This is a genomic window from Streptomyces sp. NBC_00582, from assembly GCF_036345155.1.
In the GTDB taxonomy this organism is placed as follows: domain Bacteria; phylum Actinomycetota; class Actinomycetes; order Streptomycetales; family Streptomycetaceae; genus Streptomyces.
Window position 1 is genome coordinate 5,662,490 of record NZ_CP107772.1, and the last position, 15,170, is coordinate 5,677,659.

Consider the following 15,170-nt stretch of genomic DNA (forward strand, 5'->3'; position numbering starts at 1 on the left):
GTGGTGGACGGGCTGTCGGTCAGCGATCGCCGTGCTGTACGCGACGGAAGAGGAGGTCGTTCACCGCATGCCCCTTGTCCAGCCCCTGGCCCTCGAAACGGGTCAGCGGCCGGAACGCGGGCCGGGGCGCGAACCCGCCGTCGGCCTGCGTGTTCTCGAAGTCGGGGTGCGCGGTGAGGACGTCCAGCATCTGTTCCGCGTACGGCTCCCAGTCGGTCGCGCAGTGCACGATCGCCCCCGGCCGCAGCCGCGTCGCGGCCAGGTCGAGGAACTCCGGCTGGATGAGGCGCCGCTTGTGGTGGCGCTTCTTGGGCCAGGGGTCGGGGAAGTAGACGCGCAGCCCGGCGAGCGAGTCGGGCTTCAGCATCTCCCGCAGCAGGATGATCGCGTCGCCGTTGGCGACCCGGACGTTGTCCAGCCCGCCCTGGTCCGCGAGGTTGAGCAGATTGCCCTGGCCGGGGGTGTGCACATCCACGGCGAGGAGGTTGGTGTCCGGGTCGGCGGCCGCCATCTGCGCGGTGGCCTCGCCCATCCCGAACCCGATCTCCAGCACCACGGGTCCGTCGTTCCCGAACAGCTCGGCGAGGTCGACGGCGTGCCCGTCGATGTCGAGGCCCCACCGCGACCACAGCCGCTGCAGGGCGTCGGCCTGTCCGGCCGTCACCCGGCTGCGCCGCGGCTGGAAGCTCCTGATCCGCCGCTCGAAGTGCGACCCGGCCGGGTCGGCCTTGGGGCCGTCGGGGAAGCGCGGCTCCCCCTTGGCCCGGGTATGCCGGACGGACTGGCCCGGGTGGTGCTCGCCGGGAGCGGGGCTGGGGACTTCGGGGGTGTTCACGGAATCAGACACAGTGGGGTCGATTTTACTGCCGCGCACCGGGCTCACCAGGTTCACCGGGTGCCGAGCACCTCCAGGGCCCGTCGGGCCACCTCCCGGCCGATCGGCAGCGAGGCCGTCGCCGCCGGTGAGGGCGCGTTCAGCACATGGACCGCCCGGGCGCCCTCCCGGATCAGGAAGTCGTCCACGAGGCCTCCGTCCCGCAGGACGGCCTGCGCCCGCACCCCCGCCGTCGTCGGCACGAGGTCCTCCTCCCGCACCGCAGGCAACAACCGCCGCACCGCCTGCACGAACGCCCCCTTGGACACCGACCGCCGCAGCTCGCCCGCCCCGTACCGCCAGTGCCGGCGCCCCATTCGCCACACCCCGGGCCACGCCGCCGTCGCCAGTACCTCCCGGGGCCGTACGACCGACCAGTCGTACCCCTCCCGGGCCAGCGCCGGCACGGCATTGGGGCCCACGTGCACCCCGCCGTCGACACCCCTGGTCAGATGCACCCCGAGGAACGGGAACGCCGGGTCCGGCACCGGATACACCAGTCCCCGCACCAGCTCCGGTCGCGCCAGCTCGTAGTACTCGCCGCGGAACGGGACGATCCGCACGCCCGGCTCGTCCCCGGTCATCCGGGCGATTCCGTCGCAGTACAGCCCGGCGCAGTTCACCAGCACCCGGCCCCGCACGACGTCCCCGCGCGCGGTGAGCACGGCCACCCCCCGCTCGGGCCGCCGGTCGATCCGCACCACCTCGGCGCCGTACCGGATCTCCGCCCCGGACGCCTGCCCGAGCTGCCGGGCGACCGCCGTGAAGTCGCAGATCCCGGTCGTCCCGACGTGGATCGCCGCGAGACCCCGCACCTCCGGCTCGTACTCCGCGATCTGGGGGCCGCCCAGCTCGCGCACCGGTATCCCGTTCTCCCGGCCGCGCTGCACGAGCGCGTGCAGCCGCGGCAGCTCGTCCCGCTCGGTGGCGACGATCAGCTTGCCGGTGACGTCGTGCGCGATGCCGTACTCCGCGCAGAACTTGGTCATCTCCGCGGCACCGCGCACCGCGTACCGTGCCTTCAGCGACCCGGGCCGGTAGTAGATCCCGCTGTGGATCACCCCGCTGTTCCGCCCGGTCTGATGCCGGGCCGGTCCCAGCTCCTTCTCCAGCACGGTCACCCGGGTCCCCGGCGCACTCCGCGTGATCGCATACGCCGTGGACAGCCCGACGATGCCCCCGCCGACGACGAGCACATCACAGTCGTACGCCACCACCTGCACCACCTCCGCCTCCGATAGTGCACTGCACCACTGACAGTCACTTCAAACGCGGGCCGGCACAGCCCACCCAAGGGGCGCCGGGGCCGTGCTCGACATGAGGCTTGCCGCAGGGGCGCGAGAACCCACGACGCACCGCGCTCGCACGACCACAGCCCAAGGCGGACGAGAGGCGAAGATCCCTACGCCGGAGCCATCAGCAAGGGCCGAGCCCGCTCCCGCAGCTCCACCACCCGCGGCTCGTCCCCATACGGCTCGAGCCGATGCAGCAGATCCTTCACGTACTCCGTGGTCCGCGCGGACGAGATCCGCCCCGCGACCTCCACGGCCCGCACCCCCTGCTCGCACGCCGCGTCGAGATTCCCCGACTCCAGCTCGGCCACCGCCGACACGACCAGCCTGAGCCCGTGCGACCGCACGAACTCCTCCGTCGGCTGGGACAGCGCCTGCTCGGTGAAGCGCCGCACCTGCCGAGGCGCCTTCAGATCCCGGTAGCACTCGGCCGCGTCGGCGGCGAACCGGTCGTAGGAGTAGAACCCGAGCCACGAAGGATCGTGATCGCCCTCCCGCGCCCGCTCCAGCCAGCTCTCCGCCGCCTTCAGCGCCGCGCCCGCGGCCTGCGCGTCCCCCGCGCGGGCATGCGCGCGTGCCTCGACGAGCCGGAAGAAGCTCATCGTGCGGGCGGTCGCCAGCCCCCGGTTGCGCTCCAGGGCCGCCTGGGCGAGGTCGACGCCCTCGTCGCCGAAGCCCCGGTACGTCGCCTGAAGCGACATCGATGCCAGCACATACCCCCCGAGCGGCACGTCCGCCGCCGCGCGGGCGAGCCGCAGCGCCTGGATGTAGTACCGCTGGGCGGCCTCCTGCTGACCGGTGTCGAAGGCCATCCACCCGGCCAGCCGGGTCAGTTCGGCGCTCGCCCCGAACAGGGCCCGCCCGACCTCGTCGGAGTACGAGCCGAGCAGCAGCGGCGCGGCCTCCACCCGCAGGCACTCCGGCACCATCGACGAACGCCAGTCGCCGCCCCCGTACTTGGAGTCCCACCGCCTGGCGTCCTCGGCGGCCTCCCGCAGCTTCTGCACATCACTGTGGCCGACTTTGAGCGGTGCGCCGGTCCCCTCCAGGGAGTGGGCCTCCCGCGCCACCGAACTGTCGGCCGGGGTTATCAGCCAGCGTGACGCGGGCGTTGCGTATGCGCTTACTGCGAATGATCCGGCCAGGGACTGCCAGATGCCCCCCGAACCGGCCCGGCGGCCGGCGAGGTCGAGGCGGTACAGCTCCGTCGCCGAGCGCACGGCCTGGGCGACGTCCCTGGGGAAGGCGAGGCCCACTTCGGGCGCGGGGTCGGCGTCCGCCAGGCCGATCTCGTGGAGCGGCACGGGGCGGCCGAGCTTCTGCCCGATGGCGGCCGCGATGAGGTGCGGCGCGGCGCCCTGCGGCACCATGCCCTTCGACACCCAGCGCGCCACGGACGTCTTGTCGTAGCGAAGAGTCAACCCGCGTTGAGCGCCAAGGTCGTTGACGCGTCGCGCGAGTCCTGCGTTGCTGATTCCCGCGAGGGCGAGAACGGCGCCGAGCTTTTCGTTCGGCCCGCGTTGCTCCCTGGACATTGCGCCACCCCTCGACACATCCGGCTGCCGCTCTGGCATAACCACGCGGCATTCGTAAACCCAGCGTAGTTCGCCGCATCCCAAGCGTTAAGGGGCATTCTGCCGGTTGGCGGGATTGTGGTCCGTACTGCAGTACGGGCCTCGGTACGGTCCGTCGCCGCGTGCTCCCGCTGTGTGGCCGTGCGCCCGTGCGTGCGCTCTTCTCCGGCCACCGTGGGGAGCGGTTCCATGGGCGGTGCGTGGGTCGGCCCGCTGTACTGGATCCAGTGGGCTGGGGGACACCGCCGCCTTCATCCCCGCGGGCGGCGGAGCGGTCCGGGGGGCGTGTTCCGCCTCCCGGGCCGGCGCGGCTCGTGACGGGCACGCGCGTGTGTACGGAGCGTGTGCGGAGCCTGCGCGCGGCTGGGCCAACGCCGGCTGCCCGTGCCGGATTTGGCCGAAAATCGACCCTGCGTTCCATGGGCGACAACGCCTCCGACCATGGAAATCGAGGGCGCACAGGGCGTCTTGAGGGAGCGTACCGGGGGCGCATTCATGCCGCAGACCCCGGGGTGCCCCCGGCCGCCCAGGCCGGCGCCGACGCGTTCGCACGGGCGCACTCCCCGGATCACAAGCGGCGTCGCCTCCCTCTGTGGCGCGTTCTTCGTGGCAGCATGGTGAACCGTTCGTACGGTGCACTCGTTTGTCCACAGCCCGTGGAGGCGTCGATGCGGTGGTTGGTGGGATGGAGCAGCACCGCCGCGGGTGCGTGGGGCGGAGCCGTGGGACACGGCGGCCGCGACGAAGGCCGTTACGACGACGGCGACACCTACGGCGGCCGAGTCGGCTACGACGGCGAGACCTTGCAGCCCGTCGGCTCCCAACTCCTGTGGGGCGACCCCGATCCGCTCTGGGCGGTCGGCGACTGGCGCCCCGACGAGGTGCGGGTCGTGAAGGCCGACGCCCGGACCCGGATCGCGGTCCTCGGCACCTGCGGGGCGAGCGACGAGCAGCTCCGCGTCGGACTGTTCGCCGCGCGCGGGGGCGCACTGCGCCATCTGACCGCCTGGCCGGGCAGCTACACCGCGGTCGTCCAGGTCGGCCGGCGCATCACCGTGTGCGGCGACCTCGCGGGCGCCCGGCCGGTGTTCCACACCCCCTGGGCAGGGGGAACCGCCTACGCCACGGCCGCGCTCCCGCTCGCCGACCTCATCGAGGCCAACCTCGACTTCGGCCACCTCGCCGCGCTCCTGGCCGCACCCGACGTCCCGGCCGCCCTCCACGACTCCACCCCGTACGACGGCGTGCGGCGCGTTCCGCCGGGGCATGCGCTGATCCTGCGCGCCGGGGCGCGTGAGATCGCCGGCTACGACCCGGTCGCGTCCCTCGCCGTGGCGGCACCGCCGGCCGACCCGGACAGCGCGGTCGACGCGGTGCGCGACGCGCTCGTAGACGCCGTACGCGCGCGTCTGTCCGCGCCCAGACACGTGCCCGACATCGATCCCGGTCCCGTGCCCGGAATGGGCCCCGCCGAGCGGCGCGCCGCCCGCGGGATGCCGGTGCCGGGCATCGGCGCCGACCTCTCCGGCGGCCCGGCCTCCGGCACGCTCGCCCTGCTGGCGGCCGGCCTGCCCGGTATGCCGGGCACCGTCCTGGGCCACGGCACGGGCGCGGGGGAGCGGCTGCTGGCGGTCACCTTCAACGACCTGACGACACGCGCGCGTGAGGAGGAACTGCAGCGGGCCGGCGCCCTGGCGGCCAACCCGCGTCTGCACCACGTCGTCGTCACCGGCGCCGAGGAGAGCCTGCCGTACGCCGATCTGGACGGCCCGCTGACCGACGAGCCCGGCCCCAGCCTGGTCACCGCCGCCCGCCACCGCGCGCGTCTCGCGGCCGGCAGCGCCGACCACTTCACCGGCTACGGCGCCCGTCAGGTCCTGGACGCCCACCCCGCGCGCCTCGCGGACCTCCTGATGGACCGCAAGCGCCGGCACCTGGTCCGCCCGGTCGCCGCCCTCACCAAGGCCGACGGCTCGGTCCTCGTCCCCGCGCGCGTGTACGGCGCGGCCCGAAGACTCGCCCGTACGCCGTACCGCCAGGGCGTCGAGAACCTCGCCGACCGTCTTCTGCACCGCAGTTTCGAGGACGACCCGGGAGGCGCGGTCGGCGCCTCGCTCGCGGCACTGACCTGGGCCGGACCCGGCCCGGCGGCGCGCTGGCTGACGGGCGAGGCCCTGGCTGAAGTATCGGTTCTTCTGCAGAATTCGGCCCATCGCGCCGGGGTCGGCCCGGGCCAGCGCCCAGGCGACTACCGCGCGCGTGCCGCCCTCACCCGGCACGCGGCCGACCTGCGCATCCTCGAACAGGCCGCCGAGATCCGCTCCCAGCGCCTGCACGCGCCCTTCCTCGACAACCAGGTCGTCCGCGCGTGCCGTGCGCTGCCCGAGACGCTGCGTGTGCAGCCCGGCGCGCGGGCCGCGATCCTGCGGACCGTCCTCAAGGGCGCCGGCATCACCGAGCTGCCGCCCGGCTGGGGTGCGCCCGCCCACGGCACCGCGGCCACGACCGTCCGCAACGGTCTCCGCCTCGCCATCGATCCCCTTCTCACCCTCTTCGAGGCGCCCCTCCTCGCGGAGGCGGGCCTGATCGAGGCCCGTGTCGTCCGCAAGGCGGTCCGCGCGGCGGCCTCCGGCGAGCCCCTCCCCCTGGACGGCATCGCCGACCTCATCTCCCTCGAACTCTGGCTGCACCGCCTCCTCTCCCGCCGAGGCACCTGCTGGACCGGCACCCCGGCCCGCGCCCGCGCGGTACCGGGGGGTATCGCGCCCCAACGCCGAGCGGTGTCCTCCGGAGGCTGAGCGCGGGGGTCGGGGAAGCCCACGTCTCCTTTTCCGCTGCGGCGCTGTCCTTGCCGCTGCGGGCCGTCCTTCGGGTGCGGGTCCGCGTGGGCCGTTCGCGCAGTTCCCGCGCCCCTGGGGGTTGCGGTCCCCCTGCCCGGCCAGTGGCCGTGACGCGGTCTCGCAGGTCGGGCGGGCGTGGCGTTGGGGCGGCACCCCGGCAGCACGGTGAGCGGAGACCAGACCCGGTCGGCGCCGACGCGGGGGCGAGAAGCCGACGTTCGGCAGCGCAACACCCCACACGCCACAAACCCCGTGCCCCCACCCCGCCCCCCGGCGACAATGACCCCGTGCGGTTCAACATCCTGGGCGTCACCCAGACCGAGGACGACCACGGCACCCCCATACGCCTCACCGCCCCCCGCCTCCGCACCCTCCTCACCGCCCTCGCCCTCCGCTCGGGCCACCCCACGCCCCCGGAAACCCTCATCGACGAGATCTGGCCCGACACCCCGCCCCGGGACGCCCCCGCCGCCCTCCAGGCCCTCGTCGGCCGTCTCCGCCGCGCCCTCGGCAAGGACGCCGTCACCTCCACCCCGGGCGGCTACCTCCTCGCCGCCACCGAGGACGACGTCGACCTCCACGTCTTCGAACGCCTCGTACGCCGGGCCACCGCCACCCTCCAGCGGGGCGGCGACCCCGAAACCGCCGCCCGCACCCTGGACGAGGCCCTCGCCCTGTGGCGCGGACCCGCCCTCGCCGACCTCCCCGACCGCACCGCGGCCGTCCGCCCCGAGGCCCTCCACCTCGAAGCCACCCGCGCCCGCGCCGAGGCCGACCTCCTCCTCGGCCGCGCCCACGAAGCCGTACCCCGCCTCAGAGAACTCGTCACCGCACACCCGTACGACGAACCCCTGCACGCCCTCCTCATCCGCGCCCTGCGCGACACGGGCCGCTCCGCAGACGCCCTCGCCGCGTACGAGACCGCCCGCCGCACCCTCGCCGACACCCTCGGCACCGATCCGGGCCCGGAACTGCGCGCCCTCCACACCGAGCTCCTCGACCCCCCGCCGCCCCGACCCAGGCCCCGGACGGCCCCCCTCGCACCGCCCCCGCCCCCCGCCCGACACGGCAACATCCGTCCGCGTCTTACCTCTTTCGTGGGCCGGGAACCCGAGCTCGCCGCCATCCGTTCCGATCTGCACAGGGCCCGCCTCGTCACCCTCACCGGACCGGGCGGCTCCGGAAAGACCCGTCTCGCCGAGGAAGCCGCCGCCGGGCTTGCGCAGGCATGGCTGGTCGAGCTGGCGCGGCTCGACCGACCGGAGGCGGTACCGGGCGCGGTGGTCAGCGCCCTCGGTCTGCGCGAGACCGTCCTGATGGCCACCGACCTGACGACCCCGCAGGACGACCCGGTCGCCCTGCTCGTCGAGCACTGCGCCCCGCGCAGCCAGCTCCTGATCCTCGACAACTGCGAGCACGTCATCGGCGCGGCCGCCGCCCTCGCCGAAACCCTCCTCACCCACTGCCCCGGCCTCACGATCCTCGCCACCAGCCGTGAACCCCTGGGCGTCCCCGGCGAGTCGGTCCGCCCGGTCGAACCCCTCCGGCCCGACCAGGCGCACCGCCTCTTCAGGGAGCGTGCCGCGGCCGTACGCCCCACCCCGGCCGCCGCCCCGCAGGACCGGGACGAGGAGACGGTCGCGGAGATCTGCCGCCGGCTCGACGGTCTGCCCCTGGCCATCGAGCTGGCCGCGGCCCGGCTCCGCCTGCTCACCCCCCGGCAGATCGCCGACCGCCTCGACGACCGCTTCCGCCTCCTCACCTCCGGCAGCCGTACGGCCCTGCCCCGCCAGCAGACCCTGCGGGCCGTCGTCGACTGGTCCTGGGACCTGCTCGACGAACCGGAGCGGACCCTCCTGCGCGAGCTGTCCGTCTTCGCGGGCGGCTGGGACCTGGAGGCCGCCGAGGCCGTGTGCACCGGACCGGTCGCCGACCTCGTCGGAGCGCTCGTCGACAAGTCACTGGTGGTGGCGGCGCCGTACGCGCCCGCCGACGGGGACGGCGGCGAGGACATGCGCTACCGCATGCTGGAGACGATCCACGAGTACGCCGCGGAGCGCGCCGCCGAGGACCCGCCGGCGCGCGAGGCGGCCGAGCTTCGGCACCGCGCGTGGGTGCGCGCGCTCGTCGAGCGGGCCGACCCCCTGCTCCGCTCCGCCGAGCAACTCCCGTGGATCTCCCGCCTGGAGAACGAGCTGGACAACATCCGGGTGGCGATGCAGCGCGCGATCACCACGGCCGACGAGGAGGAGGCCACCGCCCTCTGCCTCGCCATGGGCTGGTTCTGGTGGCTGCGCAACTACCGCCAGGAGGGCGCCGCCTGGGCCGACCGCGTCCTGCGCCTGGGCGCCGCCCTGGACACGCTCCCCGGCCCGCCGTCGGACACCACCCCCAGCACGGCTCCCGCCCTCGTCTGCCGCTCCCTCCCCGTCCCCAGGGACCTCGCCGCACGCATGGCCGCCGTGGACCCCGTCGAGGCCCTCTTCGCCGAGCCGGCCGACGAGGACGGACCCGGTGCCCACCCCAGGCGCGCACAGCGGTCGGACCTGCTGATGCTGCATGTGTTCCTGCTCTCCGAGTCCGAGCCCGGGGTGGTCGAGGGCGACCTCCGTCACCGGTCCTCCCTCGCGCGCCTCCGGGCCTGGTTCGAGCCCGGGGGTCCCCGAGCGGCCCGCATGCCCGGGCTGGTCTGGCCGGTGGCGGCGGCCTTCCATCTGCAAAGCAGGTCCGACGTCCGCCGCATCCTGGACGCGGCCGTCGCCAACTGCCGGGCCCACGGCGGAGAGTGGGAGCTGGGCTGCACGCTGATGTTCCGTACGCACATGGTCGTCGACTCCTCCGGCGGGCTGGCCGGTGTGGACGACGACCTGGCGGAGCTGCGCGCGATCAGCCGACGGGTCGGCGACCGCTGGATGCGGGCCCAGGTGTGCGGCGCCGCAGCCGAGGCGGAGTTGGCGCGGGGCCGGTTCGCACAGGCGGAGGCGGAGTACCGGGAGGCGCTGCGGCTCGCCTACGAGGTCGGCGCGTACACGGAGGCGCCGTTCCTGATGGCCCGGCTCGCGCAGATCGCCTACCGCTCGGGCGATCTCCCCGGTGCGATGGCCGTCCTGGACGAGGCGAGCAGCGCCGCCGACGAGTACGGGGCGCTGGACGCCCAGTCCTTCGTGATCATGCTGCGCGCCTGCTTCGCGCTGGAGGTGGGCGACGTCGTCCGCGCGCGCGAGCTGTGCGACGTATCCCTCGACGCGGCGCGGCGGGGGACTCCGCCGCCGCAGTTCGTGGTGGAGCTGACCCTGCTCGACGCACAGGTCACCGCCGAGGAGTCCGGCCCGGAACCCGCTCTGCCGATGCTCGCCGAAGGGCTGCGCAGCGCGGTGGCCGAGCAGTGTGCCGAGGCGATCACCTCGGCGGTCGTGGACGGCGCGGCGGACCTGCTGGCCCGGCTCGGGGACCCACCCCGTGCGGTCAGGCTGCTGGCGGCGGCCGACCGGCTGCGCGGCCCCCACGCCCGCCCCGCCGTGCAGCAGCGGCGCGCCGAGCGCGCGGAGTCCGAGGCCCGCCGGGCCCTGGGCGCCGAGCGTCACGCCGCCGAGCGTGCCCGGGGCGCGGAGTTGACGATGACCGATGTCCTGGAGGAACTCGCCGAGGCCGTACGAGAGCACCCGGCGCAGGCCAGCGGCCCGTCCGCCGCTACGAACAGGTGAACGTGGACTCGGCCCAGTCCGCGAGGGCCACCCCGTCGAAGTGGCTGTGTGGCTCGACCACCAGGCGGACGGTTTTCCGGCCACCGAGGTCCACATGGACGGGCACGGCGGGGTCGCCGCCCTTGACCGTCCCCGAAGTCCACAGACGAGCCCCGTCGGCGTAGACGGAGAAGGTCACCTTGCCGAGCTTCAGCGTCAGGTCGTCGAGGCCGACGAACGCGTCGTAGGAGGTGCAGGCGCGGTTGAGGTCGACGGTGACGGAGGACCGGCCGTGCACGGTCACCCCGCGCGCGTACGGCCGGTCGGCGACGGACACCTCGTGGCGCTGCCACACCCAGCTGCTGCCGCCGAGACGGATCTCGGGGCCGGTGCCGTCGCCGTCGACGTCGAAGGACAGCTCGTTCAGCGGGTAGACGGCCGGCGGGGCCGGGGGAGTGGGTGCCGACGTCCGGGTGGGCGTGGGCGTGGGTGTCGGAGTCGGTGTCGGGGTGGGTGGCGGTGTGGGGGTCGGCGCCGGTGTCGTCGGCCGCCGCTCGGCGGGGGTCGGTGCCGAGGTCGGGGCCGCGGCCGGGACGATCACCGGCGGTTCCTCCGGCTCGGGCGACTTCGTCGTACGTGTGGGGGTGGGCGTGGGGTCCTGGGGGCGCACCGCGGGCGCGGAGGCTGCGGGAGCCGCCGTGGGGGGCTTTGCGGGGCTCTCGTCGCCGACGAGGGCGAGCGCCACCGCGGCGGCCGCGACCGCGACCACCCCGGCGGCGATCCCCGCCTTCACGGACGCGCCCAGCCCCTCCGAGGCCGCAGCGCTCGCACCGCCACCGGCGCCTCCGGACGCGCCGCCACCGGCAGCGGCACCGTTTCCCGCCGCCCCGCCCGAGGCGCCCGTCGCAGCGGCACCGTTTCCCGCCGCCCCGCCCGAGGCGCCCGTCGCAGCGGCTGCGGCACCCGCCGTCCCGGCCCCGGCCCCGGCGGCGAGGAGCCCGAGCGCCTTGGCGTACCCGGCGGCGCCGAACCAGCCGATGACCGCGACCGGTACGACGGCGGGAATACTGCTCGCCACTTCCTCGATCTGGAGGGCGGCAAGTCGGCACCGGGCGCACTCCTCCAGGTGCTTGCGCAGCCCGCGTTCGGCCCGGGTGCGCAGTCGCCGGCGGGCGTAGGTGCCGAGCTGGTCGGCGTAGCGGGCGCACTCCTCGTCGCTGGTGAGGGTGGCGCTGACGTGGGCCTGGAGATAGGCCTGCTTGAGGCCCTCGCGGGCACGGCTGGCGAGCACGCGTGTGCCGTTGGCGTCGAGGCCGAAGAGCATCGCGACCTCGCTCGGAGACTCGTCCTCGACCTCGGTGTGCCACAGCACGGCCTGCCAGCGTTCGGGCAGCGAACGGAAGGCCCGCATGGCCAGGGACTGTTCGGCCTCGTGCATCGCCCGCACATCGGCACCGAGGTCCACGCCCCCGCCGAAGGCGCCCGAGGACGCCGTGTCGTCGGACCCCTCCGGGGAGCGGCCGGTCCGGGCGGCGAACACCGCGAAGTCGTCGACGAGCTGCTCGCGCTTCGCCGACCGCGTCCAGCCCGCGGCGACCCGCCGGACGGAGGTGAGGAGATAGGCGCGGACGGCGTACTCGGGCCCGGAACCGCCGCGTACGGCCTGGAGCATGCGGGCGAAGACCTCGGCGGTGAGGTCGTCGGCCGTGTGGGCGTCCCGGCAGCAGGTGCGCGCGTAGCGGCGCACGGCGTCGGCATGGCGCCGGTACAGCTCCTCGTACGCCGTGTCGTCGCCCCCGCGCATGCGGGCGATCAGGTCGGCGTCGGCGGGCGGCAGATCCCGGGCCGGTGGCAGGACGCCGTCGTCGGAGCGCTCCCACTGTGCGGGGACGCCGCTCTTCCGCGCGTGGATACGCCTGCCCTGGCTCGGTACCTGCTCGTCCCGCCTGTCAACGCCCATCGCGGAAAGCCCCCGCCGCCTGCCCTACCGGTCCCGACACCGGGTCAGAGTGCCATATTGGCTTTTGGTCAGAACCGGACGGCGGAGGGGCATCCACTCGTCCGTGGGGACTTGTCGCATTCCAGTACTAACCTTCACCCGTACGGGGAAGGTTCAACTCTCGTGTCATGGGCAGAAATTGGGCCGTCGGGGTGAAATGTCCCGAACCCCTGAGCGGTTCAGGCCCTGGTTCGGGTCGTGGTTCGGGTCGTGGTGCGGGCCGGGGTGAGAGCGGTGACGCGCCCCCACCCCGTTCACCCCTTCGAGTGAGCGTGGCCCGTTCTCAGGAGGCCGGCCGGGAACGCAGCCCCTCCAGCAGGATGTCCAGCAGTCGCGCCGACGCGGCCGCCTGCTGCGCCGGGTCCGGCAGTGAGGGCGCCGCCGTCGCGATGACCAGCAGCACGTCCGACACCGACACGTCCGGCCGAAGCTCGCCCGCCGCCCGAGCCCGCTCCACGAGCTGGCCCACGACGTCGAGCAGCGCCGCCGCCCCGGCGTCATCACCCACCGAGCCCACCGAGCCCACGGAGCCCACGGAGCCGACCGAGCCCACCGAGGGGCCCGTCGTCGCACCGCCCTCGGAGACCAGCCGCAGCTCACCGCCGCCCGGCTGGGTCCGCTGCTGCGGCACCCTCGCCTCACCGGCCGCCGCGCCCTCCGCACCGTCCTCGGCGAAAGCGCCGACCCGCAGCACCTGCGGCGGCAGCAACCGCCCGGCACCCGAGGCCACCGACGTCCGAAGGAAGCGAGACAGCGCCGACCACGGCTCGTCCTCCTGGCCGAGCGCGGCCCGCGCCTGCTCGGTCAGCCGGGACGTCTCCTCCTCGGCTATCCGCCGGACCAGGACGTCCTTGCTCGGGAACCGCCGGTACACGGTCCCCACACCCACCCGCGCGCGCCGCGCCACGTCCTCCATCGGCGCGCCGTAACCCAGCTCGCCGAACACCTCGCGCGCCGCCCGCAGGACGTGCTCCAGATTGCGCTGTGCGTCCACGCGCAGCGGCGTGGTCCGCGGGCCGTCCCCGCGTCCGTTGCCCACCGCCGCGCTCACGCCGCCGCCGTGCGCGAGCGCGGAGGCGGACGACCAATGCGTGTCCTGAATGTGCATGATTAATCCCCCGGTAATGACGTCTCCCCCCGGAGACACTCCCCGCCATCGAATTCCGGGGCGCATGGAACAGGGGACCGCTTCCCGGGACCCGCCCGTCGCGGACCCGTGAGGCGCTTCCCCCTGACACCCCGTCGACACGAACATAGTTGAGAGGCAGTCAATTCAGAAGGGGCAGGTTCCGCACGGAGCGCCCCCCGATCGGAGTACGGGTCGTTTACATCCCGATTGCACCCCTTCCCGTACCCCGGCGCGCACCCTCTGACCTGCGCACCTGCCCCGCACGCCGGTGTTTCGGCCAACCCCGCGCCCGCTCGACTCGCGGTCACACAAATGGTCGGGGCTGTGGACAAACTCCGGCGCCGGGTGCGTCATGGGATGGTGAAGGAACGTGCGCGCATTCTCGTTGTCGGCGGCGGCTACGTCGGGATGTACACGGCACTGCGGCTCCAGCGGAATCTGAAACAGGAACTCGCCCGGGGAGACGCGGAGATCACCGTTGTCACCCCCGAGCCGTACATGACCTATCAGCCGTTCCTCCCCGAGGCCGCCGCCGGCGCGGTCTCCCCACGCCATGTCGTCGTCCCCCTGCGTCGCGTCCTGCCGCACTGCCGGGTCCTCGTCGGCGAGGTCACCGCCGTCGACCACGCCAAACGCACGGCCACCCTCACCACCCTCGCCACCGAGGAGGAGGGCACCGGAGCCCAGCAGCTCACGTACGACGAACTCGTCCTCGCGCCCGGCTCCGTCGCCCGCACCCTCCCCATCCCCGGCCTCGCCGACCACGCCATCGGCTTCAAGACCGTCGAGGAGGCCATCGGACTGCGCAACCACGTCATCGAACAGATGGACATCGCCTCCTCCACCCGCGACCCCGCCATCCGCGACGCCGCTCTCACCTTCGTCTTCGTCGGCGGCGGCTTCGCAGGCGTGGAGGCCCTCGGCGAACTGGAGGACATGGCCCGCTACACCACGCGCTACTACCACAACGTCAAGCCCGAGGACCTGAAGTGGGTCCTCGTCGAGGCCTCCGACCGGATCCTGCCGGAGGTCGGCGAGGACATGGGCCGCTACACCGTGAGTGAACTGCGCCGCCGCAACATCGACGTCCGCCTGAACACCCGCCTGGAGTCCTGCGCCGACCGCATCGCCGTCCTCAGCGACGGCGCCCGCTTCCCGACCCGTACGGTCGTGTGGACCGCCGGCGTAAAACCGCACCCCGTGCTCGCCGCGACCGACCTCCCCCGCACCGAACGAGGTCGGCTGAAATGCACCCCCGAGCTGACCGTCGACGGCGTCACGCACGCGTGGGCCGCCGGAGACGCGGCCGCCGTCCCCGACGTCACGGCCGCCCGACCCGGTACGGAGACCGCCCCGAACGCCCAGCACGCCGTCCGCCAGGCCAAGGTCCTCGGCGACAACATCGCGCGCTCCCTGCGCGGCGAACCCCTCCAGACGTACTCCCACAAGTACGTCGGCTCGGTTGCCTCGCTCGGCCTCCACAAGGGCGTCGCCCACGTCTACGGACGCAAACTCAAGGGCTACCCCGCCTGGTTCATGCACCGCGCCTACCACCTCAGCCGCGTGCCCACCTTCAACCGCAAGGCGCGCGTGCTCGCCGAATGGATCCTCGCCGGGCTCTTCAAACGCGAGATCGTCTCCCTGGGATCCCTCGAACATCCTCGCGCCGAGTTCGAACTCGCTGCCGGTGGAAAGCCTTCTGACGCGTCGCCCGACGACCCGAAGGGGTCGTCCTGACCCGATACAGGAACTCCCCCGACCGCCCCCACGTCTGACGAA

The 15,170-nt window shown here is 73.9% G+C and carries 8 protein-coding genes; 3 read left to right on the forward strand and 5 right to left on the reverse strand.

Going from position 1 to position 15,170, the window contains the following annotated elements; all coding sequences use genetic code 11:
• Window positions 1-19: 19 nt before the first annotated feature.
• The 3 genes from trmB to OG852_RS25340 all read right to left on the reverse strand — a co-directional run bounded on the left by trmB (window position 20) and on the right by OG852_RS25340 (window position 3,701).
• A complete protein-coding gene (trmB, locus tag OG852_RS25330; protein WP_330349027.1) occupies window positions 20-847 on the reverse strand; it encodes a tRNA (guanosine(46)-N7)-methyltransferase TrmB in 828 nt (275 codons plus the stop codon).
• Window positions 848-888: 41 nt separating this feature from the next.
• Window positions 889-2,097, reverse strand: coding sequence for an L-2-hydroxyglutarate oxidase (gene lhgO / locus OG852_RS25335; protein WP_443064655.1), 1,209 nt, complete (start codon window positions 2,095-2,097; stop codon window positions 889-891).
• A gap of 179 nt (window positions 2,098-2,276) precedes the next feature.
• Window positions 2,277-3,701, reverse strand: a complete 1,425-nt coding sequence (locus OG852_RS25340) for an MFS transporter (RefSeq protein ID WP_133916831.1) — start codon at window positions 3,699-3,701, stop codon at window positions 2,277-2,279.
• A 707-nt stretch (window positions 3,702-4,408) separates the two neighbouring features.
• Between OG852_RS25340 and OG852_RS25345 the strand changes: the two genes are divergently transcribed.
• A complete protein-coding gene (locus OG852_RS25345) occupies window positions 4,409-6,538 on the forward strand; it encodes an asparagine synthase-related protein (protein ID WP_133916830.1) in 2,130 nt (709 codons plus the stop codon).
• Between the two features lie 329 nt (window positions 6,539-6,867).
• The gene (locus tag OG852_RS25350) at window positions 6,868-10,284 is read left to right on the forward strand and encodes an AfsR/SARP family transcriptional regulator (RefSeq protein ID WP_330349028.1); all 3,417 of its coding nucleotides are present in this window, start codon (window positions 6,868-6,870) and stop codon (window positions 10,282-10,284) included.
• Here the strand turns inward: OG852_RS25350 and OG852_RS25355 are convergent.
• Both OG852_RS25355 and OG852_RS25360 read right to left on the reverse strand, forming a co-directional pair.
• Window positions 10,271-12,223: a sigma-70 family RNA polymerase sigma factor gene (locus OG852_RS25355; protein WP_330349029.1), complete on the reverse strand. Its 1,953-nt coding sequence runs from the start codon at window positions 12,221-12,223 to the stop codon at window positions 10,271-10,273. The genes OG852_RS25350 and OG852_RS25355 overlap by 14 nt on opposite strands.
• Before the next feature lie 322 nt (window positions 12,224-12,545).
• Entirely contained in the window at window positions 12,546-13,370 is an 825-nt protein-coding gene (locus OG852_RS25360) for a TetR/AcrR family transcriptional regulator (protein WP_330349030.1), read from the reverse strand.
• Between the two features lie 378 nt (window positions 13,371-13,748).
• Between OG852_RS25360 and OG852_RS25365 the strand changes: the two genes are divergently transcribed.
• Window positions 13,749-15,128, forward strand: coding sequence for an NAD(P)/FAD-dependent oxidoreductase (locus tag OG852_RS25365; RefSeq protein WP_133916826.1), 1,380 nt, complete (start codon window positions 13,749-13,751; stop codon window positions 15,126-15,128).
• The last annotated feature ends 42 nt before the right edge of the window (window positions 15,129-15,170 follow it).

Excerpts from the sequence above, each read along its gene's own strand:
- OG852_RS25340 (WP_133916831.1), bottom strand. The coding sequence starts at position 3,701 with ATGTCCAGGGAGCAACGCGGGCCGAACGAAAAGCTCGGCGCCGTTCTC.
- OG852_RS25345 (WP_133916830.1), top strand. The coding sequence starts at position 4,409 with ATGCGGTGGTTGGTGGGATGGAGCAGCACCGCCGCGGGTGCGTGGGGC.
- OG852_RS25355 (WP_330349029.1), bottom strand. The coding sequence starts at position 12,223 with ATGGGCGTTGACAGGCGGGACGAGCAGGTACCGAGCCAGGGCAGGCGT.
- OG852_RS25360 (WP_330349030.1), bottom strand. The coding sequence starts at position 13,370 with ATGCACATTCAGGACACGCATTGGTCGTCCGCCTCCGCGCTCGCGCAC.
- OG852_RS25365 (WP_133916826.1), top strand. The coding sequence starts at position 13,749 with ATGGTGAAGGAACGTGCGCGCATTCTCGTTGTCGGCGGCGGCTACGTC.